The 26,817-nt window shown below is 68.7% G+C and carries 23 protein-coding genes; 7 read left to right on the forward strand and 16 right to left on the reverse strand.

Going from position 1 to position 26,817, the window contains the following annotated elements; genetic code table 11:
- Nucleotides 1-32 precede the first annotated feature (32 nt).
- The 3 genes from AC1DHY_RS03065 to AC1DHY_RS03075 form a co-directional block, all read right to left on the reverse strand.
- Entirely contained in the window at nucleotides 33-905 is an 873-nt protein-coding gene (locus tag AC1DHY_RS03065) for a universal stress protein (protein WP_476878744.1), read from the reverse strand.
- A gap of 212 nt (nucleotides 906-1,117) precedes the next feature.
- A complete protein-coding gene (gene gabT, locus AC1DHY_RS03070; RefSeq protein ID WP_476878743.1) occupies nucleotides 1,118-2,473 on the reverse strand; it encodes a 4-aminobutyrate--2-oxoglutarate transaminase in 1,356 nt (451 codons plus the stop codon).
- A gap of 110 nt (nucleotides 2,474-2,583) precedes the next feature.
- Nucleotides 2,584-4,014: a gamma-aminobutyraldehyde dehydrogenase gene (locus tag AC1DHY_RS03075; protein WP_476903131.1), complete on the reverse strand. Its 1,431-nt coding sequence runs from the start codon at nucleotides 4,012-4,014 to the stop codon at nucleotides 2,584-2,586.
- Nucleotides 4,015-4,173: 159 nt separating this feature from the next.
- Between AC1DHY_RS03075 and AC1DHY_RS03080 the strand changes: the two genes are divergently transcribed.
- From AC1DHY_RS03080 to AC1DHY_RS03090, 3 genes are all read left to right on the forward strand, one after another.
- Entirely contained in the window at nucleotides 4,174-5,616 is a 1,443-nt protein-coding gene (locus AC1DHY_RS03080; protein WP_476878741.1) for a PucR family transcriptional regulator, read from the forward strand.
- A 94-nt stretch (nucleotides 5,617-5,710) separates the two neighbouring features.
- Nucleotides 5,711-6,985 carry an MFS transporter gene (locus tag AC1DHY_RS03085; RefSeq protein WP_476878740.1) on the forward strand — a complete coding sequence of 425 codons (1,275 nt, stop codon included), beginning with the start codon at nucleotides 5,711-5,713 and terminating at the stop codon, nucleotides 6,983-6,985.
- The gene (locus AC1DHY_RS03090; protein WP_476903132.1) at nucleotides 6,982-7,668 is read left to right on the forward strand and encodes a FadR/GntR family transcriptional regulator; all 687 of its coding nucleotides are present in this window, start codon (nucleotides 6,982-6,984) and stop codon (nucleotides 7,666-7,668) included. Before AC1DHY_RS03085 ends, AC1DHY_RS03090 begins: the two co-directional genes overlap by 4 nt.
- On the opposite strand, the gene AC1DHY_RS03095 is transcribed toward AC1DHY_RS03090, so the two are convergent.
- On the reverse strand, nucleotides 7,665-8,201 hold the full coding sequence (locus tag AC1DHY_RS03095) for a hypothetical protein (protein ID WP_476878738.1): 537 nt from the start codon (nucleotides 8,199-8,201) through the stop codon (nucleotides 7,665-7,667). The two genes, AC1DHY_RS03090 and AC1DHY_RS03095, sit on opposite strands and share 4 nt — an antisense overlap.
- Nucleotides 8,202-8,345: 144 nt before the next feature.
- Between AC1DHY_RS03095 and AC1DHY_RS03100 the strand changes: the two genes are divergently transcribed.
- Nucleotides 8,346-9,203, forward strand: coding sequence for a DUF1206 domain-containing protein (locus tag AC1DHY_RS03100; protein ID WP_476878737.1), 858 nt, complete (start codon nucleotides 8,346-8,348; stop codon nucleotides 9,201-9,203).
- 22 nt (nucleotides 9,204-9,225) lie between these two features.
- Here AC1DHY_RS03100 and AC1DHY_RS03105 read toward each other — a convergent pair whose 3' ends face one another.
- The 3 genes from AC1DHY_RS03105 to cobA all read right to left on the reverse strand — a co-directional run bounded on the left by AC1DHY_RS03105 (nucleotide 9,226) and on the right by cobA (nucleotide 13,150).
- On the reverse strand, nucleotides 9,226-10,215 hold the full coding sequence (locus AC1DHY_RS03105; protein WP_476903133.1) for a DNA topoisomerase IB: 990 nt from the start codon (nucleotides 10,213-10,215) through the stop codon (nucleotides 9,226-9,228).
- A gap of 102 nt (nucleotides 10,216-10,317) precedes the next feature.
- Nucleotides 10,318-11,772, reverse strand: a complete 1,455-nt coding sequence (locus AC1DHY_RS03110) for an FAD-dependent oxidoreductase (protein ID WP_476878735.1) — start codon at nucleotides 11,770-11,772, stop codon at nucleotides 10,318-10,320.
- Between the two features lie 88 nt (nucleotides 11,773-11,860).
- The gene (cobA, locus tag AC1DHY_RS03115; protein ID WP_476903134.1) at nucleotides 11,861-13,150 is read right to left on the reverse strand and encodes a uroporphyrinogen-III C-methyltransferase; all 1,290 of its coding nucleotides are present in this window, start codon (nucleotides 13,148-13,150) and stop codon (nucleotides 11,861-11,863) included.
- 374 nt (nucleotides 13,151-13,524) lie between these two features.
- On the opposite strand from cobA, the gene AC1DHY_RS03120 reads away from it, so the two are divergent.
- Nucleotides 13,525-15,546, forward strand: coding sequence for a hypothetical protein (locus tag AC1DHY_RS03120; RefSeq protein WP_476903135.1), 2,022 nt, complete (start codon nucleotides 13,525-13,527; stop codon nucleotides 15,544-15,546).
- A gap of 66 nt (nucleotides 15,547-15,612) precedes the next feature.
- On the opposite strand, the gene AC1DHY_RS03125 is transcribed toward AC1DHY_RS03120, so the two are convergent.
- The 9 genes from AC1DHY_RS03125 to AC1DHY_RS03165 all read right to left on the reverse strand — a co-directional run bounded on the left by AC1DHY_RS03125 (nucleotide 15,613) and on the right by AC1DHY_RS03165 (nucleotide 25,566).
- A complete protein-coding gene (locus tag AC1DHY_RS03125; RefSeq protein WP_476903136.1) occupies nucleotides 15,613-16,551 on the reverse strand; it encodes an ABC transporter permease in 939 nt (312 codons plus the stop codon).
- Nucleotides 16,541-17,266: an ABC transporter ATP-binding protein gene (locus tag AC1DHY_RS03130; protein WP_476878534.1), complete on the reverse strand. Its 726-nt coding sequence runs from the start codon at nucleotides 17,264-17,266 to the stop codon at nucleotides 16,541-16,543. The genes AC1DHY_RS03125 and AC1DHY_RS03130 overlap by 11 nt, the downstream gene beginning before the upstream one ends.
- A gap of 81 nt (nucleotides 17,267-17,347) precedes the next feature.
- Nucleotides 17,348-18,511, reverse strand: a complete 1,164-nt coding sequence (locus AC1DHY_RS03135; protein ID WP_476903137.1) for an ABC transporter substrate-binding protein — start codon at nucleotides 18,509-18,511, stop codon at nucleotides 17,348-17,350.
- 221 nt (nucleotides 18,512-18,732) lie between these two features.
- Complete coding sequence (locus tag AC1DHY_RS03140; RefSeq protein WP_476878532.1) at nucleotides 18,733-19,743, reverse strand: GTP pyrophosphokinase; 1,011 nt, start codon at nucleotides 19,741-19,743, stop codon at nucleotides 18,733-18,735.
- Between the two features lie 64 nt (nucleotides 19,744-19,807).
- Nucleotides 19,808-21,250: a sulfate adenylyltransferase subunit 1 gene (locus tag AC1DHY_RS03145; protein ID WP_476903138.1), complete on the reverse strand. Its 1,443-nt coding sequence runs from the start codon at nucleotides 21,248-21,250 to the stop codon at nucleotides 19,808-19,810.
- Nucleotides 21,250-22,308 carry a sulfate adenylyltransferase subunit CysD gene (gene cysD / locus AC1DHY_RS03150; RefSeq protein ID WP_476878530.1) on the reverse strand — a complete coding sequence of 353 codons (1,059 nt, stop codon included), beginning with the start codon at nucleotides 22,306-22,308 and terminating at the stop codon, nucleotides 21,250-21,252. The genes AC1DHY_RS03145 and cysD overlap by 1 nt, the downstream gene beginning before the upstream one ends.
- Complete coding sequence (locus tag AC1DHY_RS03155; protein ID WP_476878529.1) at nucleotides 22,305-23,048, reverse strand: phosphoadenylyl-sulfate reductase; 744 nt, start codon at nucleotides 23,046-23,048, stop codon at nucleotides 22,305-22,307. The genes cysD and AC1DHY_RS03155 overlap by 4 nt, the downstream gene beginning before the upstream one ends.
- Entirely contained in the window at nucleotides 23,012-24,757 is a 1,746-nt protein-coding gene (locus tag AC1DHY_RS03160) for a nitrite/sulfite reductase (RefSeq protein WP_476903139.1), read from the reverse strand. Before AC1DHY_RS03160 ends, AC1DHY_RS03155 begins: the two co-directional genes overlap by 37 nt.
- A 74-nt stretch (nucleotides 24,758-24,831) precedes the next feature.
- Nucleotides 24,832-25,566 carry a sirohydrochlorin chelatase gene (locus AC1DHY_RS03165; protein ID WP_476878527.1) on the reverse strand — a complete coding sequence of 245 codons (735 nt, stop codon included), beginning with the start codon at nucleotides 25,564-25,566 and terminating at the stop codon, nucleotides 24,832-24,834.
- 59 nt (nucleotides 25,567-25,625) lie between these two features.
- Between AC1DHY_RS03165 and AC1DHY_RS03170 the strand changes: the two genes are divergently transcribed.
- Nucleotides 25,626-26,297, forward strand: a complete 672-nt coding sequence (locus AC1DHY_RS03170) for a trimeric intracellular cation channel family protein (RefSeq protein WP_476878526.1) — start codon at nucleotides 25,626-25,628, stop codon at nucleotides 26,295-26,297.
- Nucleotides 26,298-26,310: 13 nt separating this feature from the next.
- A complete protein-coding gene (locus tag AC1DHY_RS03175; protein WP_476878525.1) occupies nucleotides 26,311-26,739 on the forward strand; it encodes a hypothetical protein in 429 nt (142 codons plus the stop codon).
- Nucleotides 26,740-26,817: the final 78 nt, after the last annotated feature.

Here is a 26,817-nt window from a genome sequence, read left to right on the forward strand (position 1 = left end):
CGGCGGCGGCGCCGGTTCAGTACTCCGGGCCCTTAGTCTTCCGGGCTTGAGTCGATGCGCTCGTAGTCGCGCGGCACCACGACCATGGGCACGGGGAGGGCCCGCAGGACCTTGTTGGCCGTGCTGCCGATAAAGAGCTTGTTCTTCTCCGCCAGGCGCGACGAGCCCACGATCAGGATCTCGGCGTCGTCCCATTCCAGGTCATCGATAGCCTCCTCGATGGTGCGGCCGTGTGCCACCTCGACGCTGGCGTGGTGGCCTTCGGGCAGCCGCTCGGCCGCGGCCTTGAGGACCGTGTTGGCGTGGACGTGCGCGGCGTTGACGTTTTCGCCGCCGTCGCCCTCGGCGTCGAGCTCCACCAGCGATACCAGCCGCAGCGGCACGCCGCGGCGGCCGGCCGAGGCAATCGCAACATCAATGGCTGCCTCCGCGCCCGTCCGTTCCCCGACGGCGAGGGTCAGCCGGGTGATGGCGTCGGTGTGCCGGTAGCCGCGGGGCGCCAGGGCCACCGGCACCGGGGAGGCGTGCAGCAGGGCGTTGGCCACGCTGCCCACGCTGTACCGCTTGAAGAGGCCGTTGCTCGCCGCACCCACCACGATCAGGCCGGCCCGGTACTCCTTGGCGGCGTCGATCAGGCCGGCGGCGAAGGAGTCCGCCTGCCGCACGTGGAAGCGGGCCTCCAGGCCCTCGGGGACCAGGGCCAGTCCCTGCCGCTCGGCCGTGAGCACGGACTGCTCGGCGACGCTGACGCGGTTTCCCTGCGGATTCAGCGCGACGTACGGGGTCTTGCGGTCCACCACGTGGACCAGGTCCAGATGGGCGCCCTGGGCGCGGGCCATGGCCGAAGCCAGCGCAACGGCGTCGGCGCCGCGGTCGTTGGGTGTGTAGCCAACTACGTATCGCATGTAAGAACCCCTTATGGGTCTGGGGCAGAATCCAGCTTGGCTCCGGGGGTCCGGGCGACGTCGGCCGGTCTGCGTTCCTGCAGTGGTAGGAACGACTCTAGCCCAGCGCTGCCGCGAATTGTGGGTAACTTTCGGTCCCCGGACGCGCACGAGCCGCGGACTGGTCAGTCCGCGGCTCGTGGGCGTGGCGTCCGGGTATCCCCGGGTGTGGTTCAGGCGTTGGCGCGGACCGCCGCGGCGAGGACCTCGAGGCCGTCCAGCAGCAGTTCGTCGCTGATGACCAGCGGCGGCAGGAGCCGGATGACGTTGCCGTAGGTGCCGCAGGTGAGGATAATGACACCCTCCTTGAGGCAGGCGGCGGCCACGGCCTTGGTCAGCTCCGGGTTGGGTTCCTTCGAACCGGCCTGGACCAGTTCCACCGCGAGCATGGCGCCGCGGCCGCGGATGTCGCCGACCACGGAGAGCTCGGAGGCGAGTTCGCGCAGCTTGCCGACGGCGAGCTCCTCGATGTGGCGGGCACGGGCGTTGAGGTCGTACTGCTCCATCGAGCCGATGGCGGCCAGCGCAGCGGCACAGGCCACCGGGTTTCCGCCGTAGGTGCCGCCGAGGCCGCCCGGGTGGACGGCGTCGAGCAGGTCGGCGCGGCCGGTGATGGCCGAGAGCGGCATGCCGCCGGCGATGCCCTTGGCCATGGTGATGATGTCCGGGACGACGCCTTCGTGGTTCACGGCGAACCATTCGCCGGTGCGGCAGAAACCGGACTGGACCTCATCGGCGATGAAGACGATGCCCTTGTCCTTGGCCCAGGCGGCCAGTGCGGGCAGGAAGCCCTCGGCCGGGACGATGAAGCCGCCCTCGCCCTGGATCGGTTCGATGATGATGGCGGCCACGGATTCGCCGCCGATCTGCTTCTCGATCATGGTGATGGCGCGCTTGGCGGCCTCGGCACCGGTGATCTCCGGGTTCTCCTCGCGGAACGGGTAGCTCATCGGCATGCGGTAGACCTCGGGCGCGAACGGGCCGAAGTTGGTCTTGTACGGCATGGCCTTGGCGGTCAGGGCCATGGTGAGGTTGGTGCGGCCGTGGTAGGCGTGGTCGAAGGCGACGACGGCGTCCCGGCCGGTGGCGAGGCGGGCCACCTTGATGGCGTTCTCCACGGCTTCGGCGCCGGAGTTGAACAGCACCGTGCGCTTCTCGTGGTCGCCGGGCGTGAGGCGGTTCAGCTGCTCGGCGACGGCGACGTAACCCTCGTAGGGCGTGACCATAAAGCAGGTGTGGGTGAAGTGCTCCACGGCCTCCTTGACGGCGCCGACGACGGCGGGGTCTGAGGCGCCGACGCTCGTGACGGCGATGCCGGCGCCGAGGTCGATGAAGGAGTTGCCGTCAACGTCCTGGATGATGCCGCCGTCGGCGTCGGCGACGTACACCGGGACGCTGGAGGCGACGCCGGAGGCGACGACGGCTTTGCGGCGTTCGGTCAGGGCGACGGACTTGGGGCCCGGGAAGTCGGCCTGGACGCGGCGCTTCTGCTCAAGACGGAAGCTGATGTCGTGTGCGGTGGTGGTCATGGGGAGGCCTTTCTGGGCGGGAAACGGGCGGCCGGGCCCGGCAGCGGCGTCAATCGACGGGGCTGCCCGGCGGCGGCGGGAGTGGCAGGGTGGGGTCGCTGGGCGGAGCTCTAAGCGTCCAGCGCGCTCATAACGTGCTTGATGCGGGTGTAGTCCTCAACCCCGTACATGGACAGGTCCTTGCCGTAGCCGGACTGCTTGAAGCCTCCGTGCGGCATCTCGGCCGTGAGGAGGATGTGAGTGTTGATCCAGACGGCACCGAAGTCCAAATCGCGGCTGACGCGCATGGCCGTGCCGTGGTCCGTGGTCCAGACGCTGGAGGCCAGGGCGTATTCGACGTCGTTGGCCAGCTCGATGGCCTCCGCCTCGGTGCGGAACTTCTGCACCGTGATGACCGGGCCGAAGGTTTCCTTCTGCACCACGTCGTCGGTCTGCTTGGCGCCGGTGATGATGGTGGGTTCGAAGAAGAAGCCCTGCTCCCCCGCGCGGTGGCCGCCGGTTTCGATCCTGCAGTTTGCCGGCAGGTGCTCCACGACGGAGGTGACCGCGTTGAAGTGGTTCACGTTGTTCAGCGGACCGAAGTAGTTGTCCTCGTCGTTCTGGGAGCCCGTGTGCAGGGTCTTGGTGTGCTCCACCATGGCGGCAACGACGTCGTCGTGGACGGAGTCCTCAACCAGCACCCGGGTGATGGCGGTGCAGTCCTGGCCGGCGTTGAAGAAGGCGAACTCCGCGATGGCGGCGGCGCTCTTTTTGATGTCGGCGTCCTTGAAGACAATGGCGGGCGCCTTGCCGCCGAGTTCGAGGTGCGCTCGCTTGAGGCCCTTGGCCGCGCCGGAGGCGACGGCGATCCCGGCCCGGACGGAACCGGTGATGGAGACCAGGCCGGGGACCTTGTGTTCGACCATCATGGCGCCGGTCTCGCCCGTGCCGAGGACGACGTTCAGGACACCGGCCGGGAGGATGTCGCCGGCGAGGCGGGCCAGGACCAGGGTGGACTCCGGGGTGGTGTCCGAGGGCTTCAGGACCACGGTGTTGCCCGCGGCGAGGGCGGGGCCGATCTTCCAGATCGCCATCAGGAACGGGTAGTTCCACGGGGCCACCTGGGCCACGACGCCGATCGGTTCGCGGCGCACGTAGGAGGTGTGGCCCTCAAGGTATTCCCCGGCGGACTTGCCTTCCAGGAGGCGGGCAGCACCGGCGAAGAACCGCAGCTGGTCGGCGCCGGCGGCGACTTCCTCGGCGGCGATCAGGGACCGGACCTGGCCGGTGTTGCGGTGCTGGGCTTCGACCAGTTCGTCGCTGTTGGCCTCGACGGCGTCGGCGAGCTTGAGCAGCATCAGCTGGCGCTGGGCGGGGGTGACGTGCTTCCAGCTGGCGAAGGCGTCCTTCGCGGCGGTCATGGCGGCGTCGACGTCGGCCTGCACGGACACCGGCGACTTGGCCACGACGTCGCCGTTCGTCGGGTTCACGATGTCCAGCAGGGCTGTGCCGGCGGGGGTGACGAATTCGCCGTTGATGAAGTTCTGCAAGGTTTGAACCACGGTGTACAACCTCTTTCGTGCTGGCCTGGAGCAGGCAGGTAGGAAGGATCTGCGACTGCTCCGAGCCTATGCCACGGGGCCAAGGCGGGGAATAGGCAGCTGCACACCGTCTGCGGCAGACTTTAGTGCGGTTGACCAGCCCCCGGTTATCCTCTTTTTATGGCCATTTCACTCGCCGCCCTGCTGGGGGTGCCGTCCCTCAAGCTGACGAAGTCCGGGCTCGCGGAGACCACCTGGCACCAGGACATCCACTGGGTCGCGGTGACCGAGCAGGAAGACCCGCAGCGCTTCCTGAACGGCGGCGAACTGATCCTCACCACCGGGATGCGGCTCCGGACCGCGCCCGAGCAGCGCCGCTTTGTCCGCCAGGTCCAGCGTGCAGGCGCGGTGGGGATCGGCTTCGGCATCGGGCTGACCCACGACGCCGTGCCGCCCGCCCTGATCGCGGAGGCCAACCGCTGGGGATTGCCCGTGGTGGAAGTGCCGTACGAGACGCCCTTCATCGCGATCGGCAAGCTCGTGGCCGATGCCCAGTCCGCGGACCACTACGCCAAACTGGAACGCCTGATCGCCGGGCACCAGGTGCTGGCCCGGGCGCTGCTGACCGGCGGCGGCCTCAGCGAGCTGCTCAAGCACCTCGGCTCCATGCTGCGCACCGAAATCGTCCTGACCCAGTTCACGGCGCAGCTCTACAACAGCGCTGCGGGCAGTCCGGCCCCGACGGCGGAGGGCTGGGCGTCGTACCCCATCCCGACCGGCCGGCGCGACGCCTGCACCCTGTGGGTGCGGCATCCGTTCGAGGACTCGGGGATTGTGGGTTATGCGCAGAACCTGATCAGCGTCGAGCTCAACAACATGGTCAAACAGCGCCAGGCCCAGCGAGCCCTTGCCGGGCAGGTGCTGGAGGACGTCATCCACGGGACGCTCGACGCTACCGAGGCCACCCGGCGCCTGGCCGGCATCGGAGTCAACAGCACCCGCAAGAACGTGGTCCTGCTGGCGGAATCGGCGGCCCATACCAAGCAGCTGGGCAGCAGCTCTCTGCCGCAGCCGCTGGCGGCGGCGGTGACTGCCGTCGTCGGCAAGGACCTGGTGGTGCTGGTCAACGACGACGGCAGCGGCGCGAGTGCCCTGGCCCGGAGCCTCAGCGACCACCTCGCCGAGGCCGGAATTCACGCCACGATCGGCATCGGCGGGGCCTACACCAAACCGAACGGCCTGCGCTGGAGCTATTTCGAGGCGCGCGACGCCGCGAGCCACGGCCTGCCCGTCAACGAGCCGGAGCGGTTGAGCCTGACCTCGCTATTGCTGGCCAGTGAGGACGTGCCGCTGGCGGACATGGCCAACGAGTCCCTGAACCCGCTCCGGCAGTTTGATGCTGCCCACGGCGCTGAACTGATGACCACCCTGGAGAGCTACCTGGGCAACAACGGGTCGGTCGCCGCAGTGGCCGAGGAGCTGACCCTGCACCGCAACACGGTGCGCTACCGGCTGGCCCAGATCACTGAGTTGACCGGTTACGACCCCGCCCAGACCGCGGACCGGGTGCAGCTGTGGCTGGCCCTGGCCGTGCAGCGGCTCAGCTCCCGGCACCCGCGCTGAGGCACTCCCCCGTAGCCCGGGAGGGCCGTGTCACTGGGCGAGATCTTCGCCACTAAAGGCCGGGGCTGAAACGTCAGACGTCTAACCTTTAGGAATGGTTAGCAACACTGCGGCACCCGTCGCTTCCCCGCCCGTTCAACCGGGGACCCCCCGCCCGCGCGGCGTGGTGGTGGCTGGCGTCGTGGCACTCGTCCTGATCGGGCTCAACCTGCGCGCCGGCATCACCGGGGCCGCGGCCCTGTTCCACGAACTGCAGCAGGTCCTCGGCTACGGGCCGCTGATCGCCGCACTGCTCCCCTCGATCCCCACCCTGTGCTTCGCTGTGGCGGGGGCCGCCACCTCCTGGCTGACCCGGCACCTGGGCCTCGAAAAGGCCATCCTGCTCTCGCTGGCCATGCTCGCCGGGGGCCTGCTGCTGCGCGGTGTCCCCTCCACCGGGATGCTGCTGGCCGGCACCGTGGTGGGCATGTCCGGCCTGGCGGTGTGCAACGTCGCGATGCCGTCCTTCATCCGCACCCACTTCGCCGACCGGACATCCCTGATGACGGCCGTGTACACGGTGACAATGACCACCGGCGCCACAGTGGTGGCCATGCTGATCGTCCCGGCGGCCCAGCAGCTCGGGTCGCCGTCGGCCGGCCTGGGCACCATCGGCATCCTGGCGCTGTCCGCGTGCCTGGGCTTCCTGCCGATTGCCGTGCACGCGCACCGCAACGCTCCGGCAGCCAAGGCCGGCCGGATCTCGCCGTGGCCGTTGCTGCGGACCCGCACCGGAGTGCTGATCACGCTCGGCTTCACGGTCCAGGCGCTCCTGGCCTACGCCGTGCTGAGCTGGTTCCCGTATCTGCTGGCCACCCGCGGCCTAACCACTTCCGAGAGCGGGCTGATGTTCGGCCTGATGCAGCTGGTCTCGGTCCCTGCCGGAATGATCCTCGTCGCCATCGGCTCCCGCCCCCGGAGGCTGCGCCTGGCCTTCCACCTGGCGACGATGACGATGGCACTGGGAGTCCTGGCGATGCTGGTCCTGCCTGTTTCCTGGGCAGCGCTGACGGCCGTCCTCCTCGGCTTCGGGCTCGGGATCTTCCCGTTGGTCATGGTGATGATCAGCCGCAGCGGACGGACCCCGGCCGAGACGACGGCGCTCTCCACCGTGGCCCAGTCGGCCGGCTACCTGCTGGCTACCGTCGGCCCGTTCGGCATGGGACTGCTGCACAGCGCCACAGGCGCCTGGACGCTCCCGCTGGCACTGCTGTTCGCCATCGCCCTGGGCCAGATCGCCGTCGGGCAGCTGCTCACGGCAGGAGCTGGCCGGCACCCTGCCGGACGGGCGGCAACAAAGGCCGGAACACCTAAGGAAGCCGGGCAATGAAGACACCGGGCGCACCGCACCGGGCTCCGCTGGCCGAAGAAGTGACCGCCAAACTGCGCGCCTCGATCCACTCCGGGGAGTGGCCGCTGCAGCAGCGGATTCCCGCCGAGCCGGAGCTGATGGCGGCTCTGGGAGTCTCGCGGGGGACCTTGCGGGAGTCCATCAAGGCCCTCGCCCACAGCGGGATGCTTGAGGTCCGGCAGGGTGACGGAACGTACGTGCGCGCCACCAGCGAAATCTCCGGCGCGGCGCAGCGGATGTACCAGGACCATTCCCAGGCCCACATCCTGGAGGTCCGGGTGGGCCTGGACACCCAGGCCGCCCGGCTCGCGGCCCGCCATGCCACCGACGCGGATGTTACGGCGATGGGGATACTCCTGGCGCAGCGCAGCGCGGCCTGGCTGGCTGGCGACTTCGCCGGCTGGGCGCAGGCGGATTGGGACTTCCATATCATGGTGGCGCAGGCGTCAGCCAACCCGCTGCTGCACGAGCTCTACGTCAGCTTCGGCGGGGTATTCCACCGGGACCTGCTCCGCCAGCAGCGTCGGGACGGCTTCAACGGGCTCCCCGATGAGGGGCACGGGGAGCTGGTGGACGCCATCGCCGGCCGTGACGAAGCCGCCGCCGTCGAAAGCGTCCACCGCAACCTTGATGCCTGCGCGGACTGGATCCGGTCCGTCTAGCGGGACAGGCCCTTGAAGACGTTCTTGGGCCGCTGCATTTCGCCGTGCTTGGCGCCGAGGACAACAACCCAGCCGGCGAAGACCGGAATGGCCCACTGCAGGATTTTCAGCTGCTGCTGCGCGGAACGCAGCTCGTCGGAGGCGCCCGGCTTGGGCTCGGTGGCGCCTTCGGCCCCCTCGGCCGCAAGCTTCTCCACCTTGGCGCCCTGCATGCCGGCGTAGAGGGTGACGGCGGCGCCGGCCAGGGTGACCACCGACTTGTAAATGCTCAGCCGGGTGACTCCGTCCTGCTTGGCCATCCGGCCCTTGTTCTCCCACATGATCGCGAGACCGGAGAGGAAGTGCGCGCCGAAGGCCGCCGTCTGGTACGGGGCCCACTTCTTCCAGCCGAGGCTGGAGAGGCGGGTCCGCTCGGCGGGATCCTTGGCCTCTGCCGTGGCGCCATTCAGCCCAATGGCGCCCATCAGCGAACCGCCGAACCAGGCGCCGGCGGTGAGGTCGTGGATGGATCGGGCTACGAGGTTACCTGACATGGTGAGCTTCCTATCGTGCGACGTCGAATTCGAAAGTGGTGCCGCCAGCTGCGGGCACGCACCACGGACATAGTAAGCACACTTAGCACCAAGGCGGAAGCGGGTGCCCGCGGCGCGTAAGCTCGTGGCCATGGGAGAACACCGTTGAGCAAGGACCTGCCGGGCGGTGCCGCGGCGCACTCCCCCGAGGCCGCCATCGGGGAGGCTGCCGACGCCGCCGAGGCCGCCTCCAACAGCAAGGTGCTGGACGTCATCGCCCGCTGGGGCTTCGCCGTAATGGCACTGCTCCACGTGGTAATCGGCGCGATCGCGGTCGCGCTGGTGCTCGGCGCGCCGGGTCAGGCCGAGCCGACCGGCGCAATTGAGCAGCTTGCCGCGAACCCGTGGGGACCTGCCGTGATGTGGCTGTGCTGCGTCGGATGCGCGGGTCTGGCAGTGTGGCAGCTGAGCGAGGCCACCCTGCGGGCCCGGCGCCTGCCGCGCGGCCAACGGCTGGGCAAGCTGGTCTCCTCCGGCTTCCTGGCGATCGCGTACGGCAGCATCGGCTTCACTTTCGCCAACTTCGCCCTGGGCTTCCGCAGCGATTCGGGCGAGTCCACCGCCGCGTTCAGCGAGGCCCTGATGAACCGGCCCCTGGGCGCTCCGCTGCTGGTCGGCCTGGGCCTGACGGTGGGCGGGATCGGGATTTACTTTGTGGTCAAGGGCCTGGGCAAGAAGTTCAAGGAAGAGCTGGCGCATTTCGAGGGCACACACCGCGGCCATCTCATCAGCGTCCTCGGTGTGGCCGGGCACGTAGCGAAGGGGCTGGCCCTGGTGCTGACCGGCCTGCTGTTTGTGATGGCGGCGGTGACCCACGACCCCGGGTCGTCCACCGGGCTCGACGGCAGCCTCAAGGCGCTGCAGCACCACCCCTTCGGCCCGTACCTGCTCCTGGCGATCGGCGCCGGGTTTATGGCCTACGGGGCCTTCGCGCTGGTCCGCGCCCGGTTCGGCCGGATGTAGCCCCGGCTGGATGTAGCTCCGCTCAGCGGAGCGGGACGACGTCGCCCTCCTGGTACAGCAACGCCCTGACCTCCGATTCGGCCGAATCCCGGCGCTTCGGGTCGATGGTTTCGCCGGCCGCGAAGTGGTCCAGCAGCCGCGGGTCCACGTAGCTCTTCCGGGCGATCGACGGCGTGTTGCCGAGCACCGCGGCGGCGTCCACCATGGCCCGGCTGATGGCCCGCTTCCGGGCCGAGACCTTGGTCTGCGGTCCGCTGTCGGCAAGGCTGATGGCCGCCGCCACGGTCCCGCGCAGGGTACGGAAGTCCTTCGCAGTGAAGTCCCCGCCGGTGCGCACCTTGACGTACTCGTTGATCTCGGCGCTGGTCACCGGGTGCCAGCTGCGGCCGTTTTTGTAGGCCAGCAGGCGGGCGTTGCCGCCGCGGCGCTTCAGCGAGCGGACGACGGCGGCGAGGTCGGCGTCGTCGATCCTCGACTCCCAGGTTTTCCCGCTCTTGGCGGGGAAGCTGAGCCGGAGTTCGTCGTTGCGCAGCCTGACGTGGGCGCACAGCAACGTGGCCAGGCCGTGGCTGCCGTTCTCGTTGGTGTACCGCTCCGAGCCGACACGCAGCGATCCGGTGTCCAGCATCCGGAAGGCGGCCGCCAGCACCCGTTCGCGGGTGAACCCGTCGGTGCGCAGGTCCAGCGTCACCAGCCGGCGTGCGGAGGGCAGGGTTTCGGCGAGCTGCAGGGAGCGGTCGAACTTCAGCCGGTCTTTCCGCTCCCGCCAGCTCGGATGGTAGATGTACTGGCGCCGGCCGACGGCGTCGACTCCTGTCGCCTGGATGTGGCCGTTCTCGTAGGGGGCGATCCAGACGTCGGTCCACGCCGGCGGGATGCCGATGCTCTCCAGGCGCTCCCGGACCGGGCCGGCCGGCAGGGTTGAGCCGTCCAGGTCCTTGTAGCTGAACCCGGTTCCGGCCGGAACCCGGCGGTAGCCGCGGCCGGACGCGTTGCTGTGACGGAGCCTCATCGGCCGGTTCCTGGGTGCCTGGCGGTGTCCATGACGGTAAGCCTACTGACTACCTGCCGGGAATGCCGCCTTCCCGACGCGGCGAAGGGCGCGGCGGGGCGCCTAGACCTCCGCGGCGACCCCGCCGCGGGAAATCTCCACCATGTCGCCGCGCGGAACCACCTTGATGCGTTCGCGCTGGACGCTGCCGGTTTCGGCGCTGGCCTTTTCCCCGAGCGAGCGCTCGTGGGCATCCAGCGCCAGCCAGCCTTCCCAGCTGGTGTACTGCACGCCGCGGCCATCCAGCAGCCCGACGATGGCCTCCGGCGCGGGCGCCGCGGCCAAGGGCAGGGTTTCGCGGTCTTCCAGCAGGTAGGTCACGGTTTCCAGCGCGTCGCCCTTGGTGTGCCCGATCAGGCCGACCGGACCGCGTTTGATCCAGCCGGTGGCGTAGATGCCGGGCACCTGGGCGCCGGCGGCGTCCAGCACCCGGCCGCCGTCGTTCGGGACCACGCCCCTGCTGTGGTCGAACTCGACCTCAGGCAGGGCGGAGCCGAAGTAGCCGATGGCACGGTACACGGCCTGGACCGGGTAGTCGACGAACTCCCCGGTGCCGCGGGCGTTGCCGGTGCCGTCGAGTTCGGTGCGCTCAAACTTGATCCCGGCGACGCGGCCGGGGGTGGCGGCGTCGTCGTAGACCTCAACCGGGCTGTGCAGGAAGTGCAGGTGCAGCCGGCGGGAGGCGGTCAGCTCGGAGAGGTCCTCGGGCTGCTCGGCGATCCAGTTGGTGAGCGTGCCCACCATGGTCTTGGTCTGGTTGTTGCCCTGGATCTGCCGGTCCGATTCGGCGTCGAATTCGAAGTCCTCGGCGTAGAGGATGATGTCGACGTCCTTGGAGTGGGACAGTTCGCGCAGCTCCAAGGGCGTGAACTTCACCTGGGCCGGTCCGCGGCGGCCAAAGACGTGGACGTCCGTGACCGGGGAGGCCTTGAGACCGGCGTAGACGTTGTCCGGGATTTCGGAGACCAGGAGGTCGTCGGCGTGCTTGGAGAGCATCCGGGCGACGTCCAGGGCCACGTTGCCGTTGCCGATGACGGCGACTTCCTTGGCGTCCAGCGGCCACTCGCGGGGCACGTCCGGGTGGCCGTCGTACCAGGAGACGAAGTCGGCGCCGCCGTAGGAGCCCTCGAGTTCGATGCCGGGGATGTTCAGGTCCGCGTCCTTGATGGCGCCGGTGGCGAAGATGACGGCGTCGTAGTGCGTGCGGAGGTCCTCGAGGGTGAGGTCTGTGCCGTAGTCCACGTTGCCGAAGAACCGGATGTCGCCGCGGTCCAGGACCTTGTGCAGGGCGTTGACGATGCCCTTGATGCGCGGGTGGTCAGGGGCCACGCCGTAGCGGATCAGGCCGTAGGGGGCCGGGTAGCGGTCGAAGAGGTCGATGCTGGCCGTGAGGTCGCCGCTCTTGACGGCCTCGCTCTTGGTCAGGATGTCTGCGGCGTAGACACCGGCGGGGCCGGATCCGACGACGGCGACGCGCAGCGGGCGGGCGGCAGTTCCTACGGGGGTGTTCGTTGACACGGCTGTGTTCCTTTGGTCTTCTGCATCCGTTGCTCCGTACGTGCCCTTTTCGGGTCTGAAAAGGGCCGTTTCGGAGCAATCGACGGGGTTAGGGGGTCAGTACGCGGGTCTTGGCAGTGCGGGGCTCGTTCGGGGAGGTGGTGCTGTAGTCCGCGGTCTTGAAGTGCGACGGCGCGAACGGACTGACCCGGACCACGTCGCCAATGACGATCACGGCAGGGTTCGCGACGCCGGCCGCCTCCGCCTGATCCGCGATGGTCCCGAGCGTTCCAATGGTCACCCGCTGATTCGGCAGGTAGCCATTCTCTACGATGCCAACAGGGGTCCCGGCTGGCAAACCGGCGCGTCCCAGCGAGGCCGCGGAATCGCGGAGCTGGCCCACGCCCATGAGCAGGATCACGGTGTGGTCGGCCCGGGCGGGAACTTCGGAGAGCTCCTCGTGGCCGGTGACAACGCTGAAGCCTTTGGCGAGGCCGCGGTGCGTGACCGGGATTCCGGCGGCGGCCGGCACGGAGACGGCGGATGTGACTCCGGGAACCACTTCGACCTCGACGCCGTGGTGCCGGCAGTGCTCGGCTTCCTCGCCGCCGCGGCCCAGGACATAGGGATCGCCGCCCTTGAGCCGGACCACCCGGTGGCCCTGCCGGGCTTCCTCGACCAGGATCCGGTTGATCTCGGCCTGCGGGACGGGGTGGTGGCCGGGGGTTTTGCCGACCTCGATGACCCGGACGTCGGGCGCCAGTTCCGCCAGCAGTTCGCGCGGGCCGAGCCGGTCGGCGACCACGACGTCGGCCTGGCCCAGGAGCCTGCGGCCGCGGACGGTGATGAGTCCGGTGTCCCCGGGGCCGCCGCCGACGAGGGCCACGGTGCCAGCTCCGGTGCCGGCACCTGCGCCGGGCCTGTGCCGCCGCAGCGGCAGGTCCCCGGAGTCCAGGGCGGTGGCGACGGCGTCGCGCAGGGCCATGGCGCGGCGCGGGTCTCCCCCGGCGTTGACCGCGATCTTGACGTCGTCAAGGACGGCGACGGCGGGCGTCCAGGCCGCGGAGGCTTCGTGGTTGGAGGCGTTGACGCACCAGATGCGCTGGGCTTCGGCGTCGGCGGCAACCCGGGCGTCGACGTCGGCGTCGCCCGTGGCCGTCTGCACGAACCAGGCGCCGTCGACGTCGGAGCTGCGGTAGGCGCGCGGCTGCCAGTCGAGGAGGCCGGCAGCGGCGAGGTCGTTCAGGGCGGGGCAGGCGAGCGGGGCGACCACTGTGACGAGGGCGCCGGCGTCGAGCAGTCCCTTGGCGCGGCGGGCGGCGACGGGTCCGCCGCCGACCACCAGCACCGGGCGGCCGAGCAGCCGCAGCGCCGTGGGGTAAATGTCCTGAATAGCCATGCATCGACGATAGGGCGGCGTCATCGGGCGGAACAACGGTCCGGAAACACCAGTTCACGCAGGGTAACGGGGCGTCACATGCGGGGTGGGCCGCGGCGGTTGCGCGCCGGGCCGAGGCAGGCACGGACGCCGGTTCGGGGCACTTTGACGGGCGGACCAGCCTCGTTGGGGCAGAAATGACGGCGCGTCCGTGTCAATGTGCCCCCGCGGTGCAGGTCTGCGGGAGCACAAGGAGCGACCTCGCCGGCCCCGGCCGGTCAGTGTCGGCGCTCACCCTTACAATAACTCCGACCGGGCTAGCCGGTCTCAAATGGGGGAAGGGGACTTAGTTGTCTCTGCATAGAAGTGTCCTTAATCGGACGCGTCCTGGCGGCATGACCAGGACAGTAGCCACGGCCGGGAGCATCGCACTGCTCGCCGGTCTTTTGATGGCTCCGGCAGCGCAGGCGCTGCCGATGGAGACCAGCACGGTTTCGGACCAGCCGACTCCTGCACCGGTGGTACCGCCGGGCGAGACGACGCCGGCGGTTGATCCGCCCGCTACTCCGGAAAACATCAATCCGCCGGTCATCGAGGGCGACCCCGTTGCCGGTGGAACTCTCACCTCAACGGGGGGCCAATGGAGCGGCGCCGGCTGGATCAAATACCGCTGGATCATCGACGGCGTCACGGTTCGAGCGGCCGACCACCCGGTCGGCGAGGGTGACACGTTGCCGATTGATCCGTCGATGGCAACCAAGTCGGTTCAACTGACAGTGCTTGCCTCACTGGAAGCGCAGGGGGCCGGCACCGAACAGTCCGCCGCACCGGTAACTGTCCGTTCAGGGGCATTTGTGGGGGCCGGCTGGAACACCGCCATAGCCGGCAAGCCGGTCGTCGGACAGTCACTGTCGCTGAGTGGGCCTACCTGGAGCAATGCTGAACCGGGCGCCGTAGTTGGCTACCAGTGGTATCGCGGATCTAGCTCCATCGCCGGCGCGACAGGCCCCAGCTACATTGTCGCCGCTGCCGACGTCGCGCAAAAGCTATGGGCCAAGGTGACGCTGTCCGCACCGGGCTTCACCTCCGTAGAATTCACCTCAGCCCAAGTCACCGGCGGCAACGGGAGTTTCTCGGCGGCGCCGGTCCCGACCGTCAGTGGTGTCGCCAGGGTGGGCCAGGTGCAGGGTGCCAACGCCGGCACGTGGACGCCGACTGGTGCAACATTGTCGTACCAGTGGTACCGCGGAACGGGAGCCATCTCGGGCGCCGTCAGCCGCACGTACACCACGACGGCTCTCGATTACGGCAAGTCGCTTAAGGTCAGGGTGAGGGCAACCAAGCCCGGTTACACAACGCTGGACCGTTTCTCGGCTGCTCGCTCGATTGCAGCCGGCACGATTGCGGCCACGAAGTCACTGGCAGTAACCGGAACCCACCGCTACGGGCAGACAGTCAAAATTTCCCAAGGGTGGACGCCCGGTTCGACTATCCGTTACCAGTGGTATCGGAACGGCGTCGCCGTCAGGGGCGGGACCGGTTCCGCCCTTCATCTGAGCAGCGGCTACATCGGTGCCCGGGTGAATGTGAAAGTGACAGTATCCAAAGCCGGATACACCACACGATCGGCTGCAACCCGGTCGATCACCGTCGGCAAGGCACTCATTAGTCTCCGGACGGCTCCGAGGGTCACCGGAGCAACCTCTCTCGGGGCGACCCTGACAGCCTACGTGGGCACCTACTCGCCGGCCCCGTCGGCCTACTCCTACCAGTGGTACCGCAATGGCGTCGCGATCTCAGGCGCCCGCTACCGCACGTACCGGCTGTCGTCGGCGGATAATGGCCGTTCCATCACGGTCCGCGTGTCCGCGAGTCGGACGTACTCTGAAACGCGGGTCACCATGAGTCCGGCGCTGAAGGTCCCCGTATGGCCGGTGACCGTCCTCAGGGGCGACGGTACTTACAGAGTGGGTACGAGCATCAAGCCGGGGTTGTACAAGGCGACGGGGACCGGTAGCGGATGCTACTGGGAGAGGCTCAACGGGTTCTACGGCAGCCTGGACGAGATCAATGCCAACTACTTTGGTACCGCCCGAACATATGTCCAGATCGCCCCTGGTGACGTCGGATTCCGTACCTCTGGCTGTGGCTCATGGACCACCGTTCCGTCAACCGGGGCCAGGTCCACCCGAGTTACGGCGGACGGTACCTACCGAGTCGGCATCGACATTTTGCCAGGGACGTACTACGGGTACGGCGCCGGAGACTCCTGCTATTGGGCGACACTCAGCGGATTGGGGGGCAGCTTTGAAGAGATCATCGCGAACGACTTTGGTCCGGCCCGGACGATCGTGACAATCCCTTCGGGTGCCAAAGGTTTCGAGGTCCACGGCTGCGGCACTTTGACCCGCGGCTGACGGTACGCAACAGAGAGCCCGACGGCGAGTTTCGCCGTCGGGCTCTCTGTTCAGTCGGGCCCGAACCTACCGCGTGCTGCCGGCCAGCAGTCCCCGGCGCCGGAGCAGGCGCTTCTCGATCGGGCCGAAGACCAGCAGTTCGATGAGGATTCCGACGCCGAGGATCAGCAGGATCGCGGCCATCACGATGGTCATGTCGGACAGGACGCGGCCCTGGTCCAGCATCGAGCCGAGGCCAAAGCCGATGGTGCCGCCGACGGCGATGATCTCAGCGGCCATCAGGGAGCGCCAGGAGAACGCCCAACCCTGCTTGAGTCCGCCGAGGTAGCCGGGCAGGGCCGCCGGCAGGATGACGCGCAGGGCCAGTTGGAGGCGGGAGGCGCCCAGGACCTTGCCGACACTCCGGTATTGCGGCGGGATCTGATCGACCCCCGAGATCAGCCCGTTGATGATCGAGGGGATGGCGCCCATAAAGACCACAAAGTAGACGGTGGCGTCGGTGATGCCGAACCAGAGGATGGCGGCCGGCACCCAGGCCACCGACGGCAAGACCTGCAGCCCCGAAATCAGTGGACCAAAGGCGCGCCGCAGGGGTGCCACCTGGGCCAGCAGCAGCCCCACCGGGGTGGCGATGACCACACTGATCAGGAAGCCGGCCACTCCGCGCTGCAGCGATGTCAACACCGCCTCCTGGAGTTTACCCTCGCCCCAGAGTGTGCCGATCTGGCCCACGACATCCAGCGGCCCCGGCACAACGTCGCGGCGTTTGAAACCCAGCGACACGTACAGCTGCCACAGGATCACCAGGACCGCGAGGGCGGCCACCGGCAACAGGATCCGGGTCCAGTCGATGCGGACCTTCCGGACGGCGTCGGACTGCAGGGAATCCAGGCCCGCCTCGAGCGCGCGCAGATCTTCCTGGCCGCCGGTGGACCGGGTGAGCGCGGCGGTGACCTTGTGGGTCCCGGCCTGCGCGTCGGCCACATGAAGTTGGTTACTTGGCATGGCGGCGGATCTCCTCGCGTAGCCGGGCGGTGATTTCGCCGGTGAGTTGGCCGGCCAGTCCGGCGTCGGTGCGGTGTTCCTCGCTGACGTGCCACTCCCGCACCACCCGCCCCGGCCGGGAGGAGAGCAGCAGTACACGCTGGCCCAGCCGGACGGCCTCGCGGACGTTGTGGGTGACGAAGACGATGGTGCGGCCGGTTTCCTTCCAGATGCGTTCAAGTTCGTCGTGGAGCAGGTCGCGGGTGATCGCATCGAGGGCGGCGAAGGGCTCGTCCATCAGGAGCAGCTGCCGGTCCTGCGCCAGGGAGCGGGCCAGGGACACCCGCTGCCGCATCCCGCCGGAGAGCTCGTGCGGCCGCTTGTCGCCGGCACCGCCAAGGTGTACGAGGTCCAGCAGCTCCCCCGCCTTGGCCCTGCGGTCAGCTTTCCCGACGCCGCGCAGCTTCAGTGCCAGCTCGATGTTCTCCCGGGCGGTCAGCCAAGGAAACAGCGCCGCGTCCTGGAACATAAACGCCGCGCCGTCACTGGGCACCTCAAGGGCGCCCGACGTCGGCGCCTCCAGTCCCGCGATGATGTTCAGCAGGGTGGACTTGCCGCAGCCGGAGGCACCGAGCAGGGCGACGAACTCGCCCTGCCCGATGCTGGCGTTGACGCCGTCCAGCACCGGGGCGCCGTCGCCGAAGCGCTTCCCCAGGTTCTCCAGTACGACTGGCATGGTCTGGTCCTTACTTTTGTGGCGGTGTGCGGGCGTGCCAGGAGGCGGTGTGCGGGCGTGACGGGAGGCGGAGGCGGGACGCTAGTCCGTGCCGAGCCCTCCGGCGGAGACTTTCCTGCCGGCGGCACTCCCGCCCAGGGCCTTGTTGAGCGGGGCCAGATCGAAGATGCCGTTGATGTCGGCCTGCTTGGTGGTGCCGGCGTCGACGCCGTCCTGCAGCAGCTTCTTGTACGTTCCTGCCAGCGGGTCGACGGTGAAGACTATGTTCTTCAGGGACCGGTCGATGACGTCGGCAGGCAGCGCCTTGCCCGCGGCTGCCTTGAGTGCGTCGTTGAGGACGGCGGCCTTTTCCGGGGCCGGCGCTGCGTTCAGCCAGTCCACGGATTCGATGTGGCCCTTGAGGAGCGCCTGGACGGTAGCGGGGTGTTCGGCCGCGAACTTCTTATTGACGATCAGGATGGTGGTGACGAACTGGCCCTTGTCCCAGAGGTCTTTCTCATCGACCAGTACTTTCGCCCCGGCCTGGAGCACCAGGCGCGAGGCCCAGGGCTCGGGCAACCAGGCGCCGTCGAGCTTGCCGTCCTGGAACAGTTTGAGGGTCTGGGCGTTCTCGGTGGGGTTGATCGTGACATCGCCGCTGCCGTCCGTCGAGGTCTTGAACCCCTGCTTGCCCAGCCAGGCCCTAAGGGCCACGTCCTGGGTTCCGCCGAGCTGCGGGGTGGCGAGTGTTTTGCCCTTGAGGTCGGCGGCCGAGTTGATCCCGGGCCGGACCACCAGTTGCGCGCCGCCGGACGTGGCGCCGGCGATGATGCTGATGGATTCGCCCTTGCTCTTGACGTAGGAGTTGATCGCCGGGTTGGGCCCGATATAGGTGGCGTCGATGGCTCCGGCGTTCAGGGCCTCCACCGCGGCCGGGCCGGCGTTGAAGACCTGGGTGCTGAGCTTGGTCTGGCCCAGTTCCTTGGCGATGAAGCCTTTGCTGACACCCACCAGGGCCGGGCCGTGGGTGACGTTGCCGAAGTAGCCGAGCCGCAGTTCCGTGGCGGGTCCGGCAGCGGCCGGCGCGGCGGCGGCGTCGTTGGTGCGGGAAACGGTCGAGGCGACGGCGGCACCGGCCCCGATCAGCAGTGCCAGTCCGACGGCGACGCCGATTTCGACGGTGCGCTTGCGCCGCGGTTTGGCCGTTTCGCCGGCGACGATCCGGGTGGTGCCGGTGGGCGTGGGGTTTTCAGGTGTGGATGACATGGGGGAATCCTGTTCGTGGGAGGGGTGCGGCTTGGGCCTGGCGGGGTCAGCGCCGGCGACATCGCTCCCGGGAGGCCCCGAGGGAGGCACTGGAAAACAGTTCCGGAGTGGTCATGGATTCACCCTAGGGAGGGGAACTAACCGGGTTCAATGGTGCGGAAACCCGGGGTCACGCTAGGTCATGCTGCGTCACATGCGCAGGCTCAGGGCCAGGCGCAAGTTCAGGCTGAGTGCGCCATTTTCTCGAGCCGGTAGCGCAGCTTGGACTCGCGTTTGGGATCCTCGCCGAGGGACTTGGTCCGCTCGATGTAGTCCGCGCCCCACTTCCACAGCAGGAAGTCATCGGCGATCCGGAAGTGCCCGGCCGGGAACCGGTACATCATCTGCGTAGACACCCCGGACCAGTCGGCGGCCCCGAAGAGCGCCTCCGCTTCCGCCACTGTCTCGACGCCGTTGGCCGCCAGCAGCGCCACGAGCAGGTCGTACTGGTGGGCCTGGCTCCTGGGGTTGTCCGCGAGCCTGCGGGTCAGCAGGTCCTCCAGGATCTCCCCGGTGAGGTCGGCCCGGCTGCCGATTAACGCCGCGCTGCTTTCGGCTTTGCGGCGTTTGACGATGTCGTTGATGGCCGAGAACTGCGCGTCGGCCAGTTCAATCAGCGTGGAGGCCATGGTGAAGGCCCGGTCCACCTCGGCGCTCGCCTCGACCCGGCCCTTGTACCGGACATCGTGTTCGAAGGCGGCCCAGGCGTGCTGGAGGACGGTCCGGATCTGCACCTCGAACCGCTGCCCGACGAACGGCTCGCAGCCCGCCGGGGTCAGCTGGTCCGGGACGCGCAGGATCAGGTGCCGGCCGCCGTAGCCGATCTGGCCGTTCCGGCGCTGTGAGCTGGTCTTGTCGTCGTCCTCCTGGCAGTGGAACTGCGCCTTGAGGGCGGTGGCGACGTCGGCGATGTCGGGTTCGAGGAACATGATGACGCGGACGCCGATCAGGTCATCGAGCTGCTCCAGGCCGCGGCTGTACTTGGGCGTGCCGTCCGGGGTGAGCCGTTCCAGTTTGGCGCGGACCGAGTCGGGATCCTTGACCCGGGACTGGACGGTGTGGTGGTTGAGGCCGTCGTCGCGCAGCCGGGCCCGGATGGCACCCTCAACCGCCGCGGACGCCCCGGCCAGCCGGGTCAGCTGCGCGGCGTAGGCATCGAGGGATCTTGCCACAACCTCTGCGTGCTCTGACATCCAACCCCTCCCCAGCCGGGCCGTACCCGGACGCTGCCGCTCCGGTGGGGTCAACTCTAGTGAATCAGATCGAGTAACGCTCGTCTTCGTGGTCGCCCGGGTGATCCTTGACCAGCCCGGCGGCCAGCGTGTTGCCGTCCTGCGGGTCGATCACCAGGAACGCCCCGGTGCGCCGGTGGTGCAGGTAGTTCTCCAGCGGCAGGGGCGCCGCGAGCCGCAGCTGGGCGTGGCCGATGTCGTTCAGCTCCAAGGTAGACGCGCCCTCAAGGCCGAACGTGGCCAGGTCCAGTTTGCCGCTCACGTTCCGGACCAGGGCCTGGACCGTCCGGGTGCCGTGCTTGACCAGGACCTTCGCGCCTTCGCGCAGCGGCTTGGGCGAGAGCCAGCAAAGGGCCGCATACAGATCGGCTGATGCCTCCCGGATGGTCCCCGTCGCGGCGATCGTGTCACCGCGGGCGACGTCGAACTCATCCGCCAGGCGCAGCGCCACGGACTGCGGGGCGACCGCCTCGGCCAGCTCCGTGCCGGCGAAGTCGATCCCGGTGACGGTGGTGGTGCGCGGGGCCTGGCCGGGGGTCAGGACGGACACCTGGTCCCCAACCTTCACGGAGCCTTCGGTGATCTGCCCGGCGTAGGCCCGGTAGTCGCGGTACGCCCCGGCGTCGAGCCCACCGGCCACGGCGTCCGGCGCCAGCGCGCCCTGCGGCCGGATGACCAGCTGGACGGGGAACCGGAAACTTTCGAGGTGGCTTTCGAGCTCGTCGGCGGCGGGCAGCTGCTCCAGCACCTCGAGCAGGGCCGGTCCCGCGTACCAGGGCATCCGGGCGGAATGCTCCACGACGTTGTCCCCCTCCAGCGCGGACACGGGTATGACCAGCAGGTCAGTGGCGCCGCCACTTTTCGATTCTTGGCGGCCGAGGCCCAGCTCGCGCCCCACCTGCTGGACGTCCGCCTCGATGCCGCGGAACACGTCCTCGCTGAAGTCCACAAGGTCGATCTTGTTCACGGCCACGATCACGTGGGCGACGCGCAGCAACTGCAGTACGGACAGGTGGCGCCGGGTCTGTTCCAGGACACCCTTGCGGGCGTCGATGAGGACGACGACGGCGTCCGCCGTGGACGCGCCGGTCACCGTGTTTTTGGTGTACTGCACGTGGCCGGGGCAGTCCGCGAGGATGAAGCTGCGCCGGTCCGTGGCGAAGTAGCGGTAGGCGACGTCGATGGTGATGCCCTGCTCGCGTTCGGCGCGGAGGCCGTCGGTAAGGAGGGCGAGGTCGATGGCCTGGGTGCCGGTGGCCCCGGCCCCGCCGAATCCGCGGTCCGCGGACGTCCGGGCGACGGCGTCGAGCTGGTCGGCGAGGATCGCCTTGGAGTCGTGGAGCAGGCGGCCCACCAGGGTGGACTTGCCGTCGTCGACCGATCCGGCGGTCGCGAACCGGAACAGCGAGGCGGAGGCGAGCCCGAGGCTCGCGGCGGCGGAGTCAGGCACGGTTGCAGTGGTACTCATTAGAAATAGCCGTCCTTCTTGCGGTCTTCCATGGCGGCCTCGGAGATGCGGTCATCGGCCCGGGTGGCGCCACGTTCGGTGATGGTGGAGGCGGCGACTTCGATGACGACGTCGCCCACGGTGACGGCGGCGGATTCCACGGCGCCGGTGCAGGACATATCGCCGACGGTCCGGTAGCGGACCGTTTTGGTGATGACGGCCTCGTCCTCGCGCGGCTGCGAGACCTCGCCCACCGCGCGCCACATGCCATCACGGGCGAAGACCTGCCGTTCGTGGGCGTAGTAGAGGCCAGGCAGCTCGATGTTCTCGCGCTCGATGTAGCGCCACACGTCCAGCTCGGTCCAGTTGCTGATGGGGAAGGCCCGGACGTGCTGGCCCACGGTGTGGCGGCCGTTGTAAAGGTTCCACAGTTCGGGCCGCTGGTTGCGCGGGTCCCACTGGCCAAACTCGTCCCGAAGGCTCAGTATCCGCTCCTTGGCCCGGGCTTTATCCTCGTCCCGGCGGCCGCCACCGAACACGGCGTCGAACTTGTTGCGCTGGATCGCGTCCAGCAGCGGCACCGTCTGCAGCGGGTTACGGGTGCCGTCGGCGCGTTCGGCCAACTCACCGGAATCAATGAACTCCTGGACGCTCCCGACGACGAGTTTGAGCCCCAGCCGTCCCACGGTCCGGTCCCGGAACTCGATGACCTCCGGGAAGTTGTGCCCGGTGTCCACGTGCAGCACGGGGAAAGGCACCTTCCCGGGCCAGAACGCCTTGGTAGCCAGGTGCAACATCACCACGGAGTCCTTGCCGCCGGAGAACAGCAACGCCGGCTTCTCAAACTCGGCCACCACCTCACGGATGATATGAATCGCCTCGGATTCCAATGTGTCCAAAGACGACAGGCGGGCCGGGGCTGCGCCGTTCAGGTGACCCGACCGCAGAGCGGTCGAACTCGGGATGCTGCTTGCAGCATCGCCGTCCGGCGAAGGGGCGGGGGCGGCATCTGCTGTGGAGGCGTAGCCCGCCACGGAGGCGAAGCCAGCCGTGGTCGTCGTCGTACTCAAGTTGCTCATACGTGAAGTCCGCATTCTGTCTTGTCGGTTCCTGCCCAGCGTCCTGCGCGGGGATCGTCGCCGGGCGCTACCTTGCGGGTGCAGGGCTGGCAGCCGATCGACGGGTAGCCCTGGGAAAGCAGCGGGTTGACGGGCAGGAGGTTGTCATCGGAGTACTGCACCAACTGGTCGAAGGTCCAGGCCGCGACCGGGTTGACCTTGACCATGCCGTTGGCCTCGTCCCAGCTGACCAGCGGGGTGTTGGTGCGGGTGGGGGCTTCGTCGCGGCGGACACCGGTGAACCAGAGTTCGTAGCCGGCGAGGGTGCGTCGCAGGGGTGCCACTTTGCGCAGCGCGCAGCACTGGGCGGCGTCGCGGGCGAAGAGGTCCTTGCCCAGGAGCCGGTCCTGCTGTTCCACGGTGGTTTCCGGCAGCACGTCCACGACGTTGACGTGCAGGTTCGCGGCCACCTCGTCGCGCGTGGCGTAGGTTTCCGGGAAGTGGTAGCCGGTTTCGAGGAAGAGGACGTCGACGCCGGGCAGCTGGTCCGCGACCAGGGCCGGGAGTACGGCGTCGGCCATGGAGCAGGCTACCGCGACGGCCGGGAGCTCGAAATGGCGGGCCACCCAGGCGATGACGTCACGGGCCGGGGTGTCCCAGCCGAGCTCGGCTGCGCCGGCCTCGGCCAGGGCCTTGAGCTCGTCGTGGGTCCGGAGAGCGGTGGTCACTGGAGGTCCCCCTCCTCGGCAGCAAAGGCCCATTCGGCGAAGCTCTGCCCTTCGGCGTGGTCCGCGACGAATTTCCGGACCACACGTTCGACGTAGTCCGGCAGCTCACCGGCCGTGACCTTGAGCCCGCGGACGGTGCGGCCGAGGCCGGCCTCTTCCCGGTTGTCGGAGGCGAGTCCGCCGCCAAGGTGGACCTGGAAGCCCGGGGTGGGATCGCCGTCGGGAGTCGGCAGCATCATGCCCTTGAGGCCGATGTCCGCCGTCTGGATCCGGGCGCAGGAGTTGGGGCAGCCGTTGATGTGCAGTGACAGCGCCTGCGGGAGCTGCTTGGTTTCGACCAGGTCGGCGAGCCGGCGCTCCAGTTCGGCCACGGCGGTGGCGGCGGTGACCTTGGTTTCGACTATCGCGAGTTTGCAGAACTCGATGCCGGTGCAGGCGATGGTGCCCCGCCGGAACACGGACGGCCGGGCGGAGAGGCCAAGGGCGTCGAGCTCGGCTACGAGTGGTTCCACCTGGTCTTTGGGAACGTCCAGGACCACCAGCTTCTGGTGCGGGGTGGTGCGCAGCCGTTGTGAGCCGCGGGCCTCGAGGGTGTCCGCGAGCTCCACCAGCTGGCTGCCGGAGAGCCGGCCGGCCAGCGGGGTGGCGCCGATGAAGTACTTGCCGTCCTTCTGTTCGTGCACGCCGATGTGGTCACCCGGGGTGGACGGCTTGGGAGCCGCCGGGCCGTCGTCGAGTTTGTAGCCGAGGTATTCGTCCTCAAGGACCTGGCGGAACTTTTCGGTTCCCCAGTCGGCCAGCAGGAATTTCAGGCGGGCTTTGGTGCGCATGCGCCGGTAGCCGTAATCGCGGAAGATGCTGGTGACGCCGAGCCACACGTCGGCGGCCTGGTCGGGCCGGACGAAGGCGCCGAGGCGTTTGCCCAGCATCGGGTTGGTGGACAGCGCCCCGCCCACCCAGAGGTCGTACCCGGCGCCGAGTTCGGGGTGGACCAGGCCCACCAGGGCCACGTCGTTGATCTCGTGGACCACGTCCTGGCTGGGGTGCCCGGTGATGGCGGTCTTGAATTTGCGGGGCAGGTTGGCCAGTTCGGGATCGCCGATGAAGCGTTCGGCGAGTTCGTGGATCAGCGGCGTCGGGTCGATGATCTCGTCCTTGGCGATGCCGGCCACCGGGGAGCCGAGGATGACGCGGGGCACGTCGCCGCAGGCCTCTGTGGTGGAAAGGGCCACAGCTTCGAGGCGGCGCCAGATCTCCGGCACGTCCTCGACCCGGATCCAGTGCAGCTGGATGTTCTGCCGGTCGGTGAGGTCGGCCGAGCCCCGGGCGAAGTCCACGGAGATCCGGCCGATGACGCGCAGCTGTTCGGTGGTGAGGGCGCCGCCGTCGATCCGTACCCGCAGCATGAAGTACTTGTCCTCGAGCTCGTGCGGTTCCAGGGTGGCGGTCTTGCCGCCGTCGATCCCCGGTTTGCGCTGGGTGTAGAGGCCCCACCAGCGGAAGCGGCCGTGCAGGTCCGTGCCGTCGATCGAGTCGAATCCGCGTTTGGCGTAGACCGATTCGATCCGCTCCCGCACGTTCAGTCCGTTGTCTTCCTGTTTCCAGCTTTCGTTGGCATTCAGCGGGGCGGTTCCATCCACTTTCCACTGACCGTGCGGTTTGGCCGCGGGACGGGCAGGGCGTTTGGCGCGGGCCGCGTCGGCCTGGTCCCGGGACGCTCCGGCTAGAGCTGTATCAGTCATGGATCGACTGTAGGGGTGGCCGTAATGGCGTCACAAAGGTTCAGAAACGCGGGGTCACCTTGGGCAACATTTCGTCATGTAGTGCGGGCGACCGCCGCGTCGTACCGGGCCAGGGCGATCTCGGCCAGCAGGGGGGACGGCAGCAGCGGGGCGGTGACCAGGTCCGCGCCGGCCTTGGCGAGCTGGTCGTGGAAGAAGCCCGGGGCCAGCAGGTAGGAGGCGATGACTACGCGGCCGCCCAGGTCCACGGCTCCGGCGGAGAGCCCGGCGCCGGCGCCTCCCGCGGCTTCCTCCCGGAGCATGGCCACGGCCTCCGGCACGGACGGCGTGGCCGACGCACCGTAGGCGGGCACGATCCTGTTGGGCCGCAGGGCGCGCAGCTGGCCGGCGAGTTCCTCCACGTTTTCCGCGGCGGTCGCGTCGGAGGAGCCCGCTGCGGCGAGGATGACGGCGTCGTTGTCTGTCACTCCTGCTTCGCGCAGCCGCTGGTCCAGCAGTGCGGCCAGCCGGGGGTCCGGTCCCAGCGGCGCCGCCGCGGCGGTGCCCGGCCGGCCTTCCACAGCCCGGGCGATGTCCACCTTGACGTGGTACCCGACACTGAGCAGCAGGGGCACCACGACGGCGGGCTCCCCCACGGGCAGTCCGGCGACGACGGCGGGCAGCTCCGGGTCCTGGACGTCGACGTAGGCCTCGCGCACGTCAAGCCCGGGGCGCAGGGCGGCGATCCCGTCGCGCAGGGCATTGACCTCCGCCGCTCCCTGGGTGCTGGACGTGCCGTGGGCGCAGGCGATCAGGATGGGGCTATTCATAGCCGTTAGCGTAACCTTGGAGCCGCCCCATCCGCCCCTCGCACCCGACCGGAACGCCCATGACCTTCTCCTTTAGCCTCGTTATGGTCTGGCTCGACCTGGCGGGCGTCTTTTTCTTCGCGGTCTCCGGGTCGCTGCTGGCCGCGCGCAAGCAGTTCGACATCGTGGGCTCGCTGCTGCTGGCCTCCGTGGTGAGCCTGGGCGGCGGCGTCATCCGCGACATCATCATCAACACAGGGCCGCCCGCGGCGTTCAGCAACCCGGCGTACCTGGTTCCCCCGCTGCTGGCCACGGTGCTGGTGTACTTCCTGTTCTCCAGCGTCCAGCGCTTCACTTCGCTGCTGGTCCTGTTCGACGCCGGCGGGCTGGCCTTGTTCTGCATCACGGGTAGCCTGAAGGCCCTCGCCGCGGGCATGCATCCGGTGGAGGCTGTTCTCTTGGGGGTCACGACGGCGGTGGGCGGCGGCCTGCTGCGGGACATCACGGCCAATGAGGTGCCGCAGCTGTTCGATCCCAAGGACATCTACGCGCTGCCGGCGTTCACCGGGGCGGCGCTGACCGTGGCCCTCTCAGTCAGCGGGGTGTTTAACGCCGTGACCGCCAGCGCCGTGGCGGCCCTGGTTTTCGCCTTCCGCGTCACCGCCTGGCGGCGCCGCTGGGTGGCCCCCTTGGCCGTTCGCGGGTGGCACCGGCTGCGCCCGGGTGCGGCCGAAACCGGGCCCCGGGATTAGCTAGGATAAGAGCATGACTGACATGTTCCTCGAGAAGTTCCGCGCGCTTGTTCCGAAGTATCTCGAAGACGAATGGCAGGAAGAGGACGGGCTGGCCGCCGACGAGCTCGACGCGGCCCTCGCCGAACACCAGTTCCAGGTTCCGCTGGTCCTCCGCGAGTTCTACCTGGCCCTCGGCGGCTGCGAAGACCTCATGGAGGCGTACCACTACTTCTGGGACCCCGAGGAGCTCGAGGTCGACGACGAAGGTTTCCTGATGTTCCTCGAAGACGAGGAAGAACAGTTCACCTGGGGGTTCCGCGTGGGCGACCTCGGCGTCCCGGACCCCATTGTTTACCGCCGCAACAACGCCCGCGGCCAGTGGAAGAGCGAGGAAGGCACGTTCTCCGAGTTCGTTTTCGACATGTTCGAGTGGGCGTTCAACGACGAGGACGAGGACTAGCCACCCTTCAGGTTCCCGGGCTGGCTTCTCCGGGCTAGCCGCCGTCCGGGGGCACATTGACACGGACACGCCGCCGCC

The organism is Arthrobacter sp. 05L44, assembly GCF_056397605.1.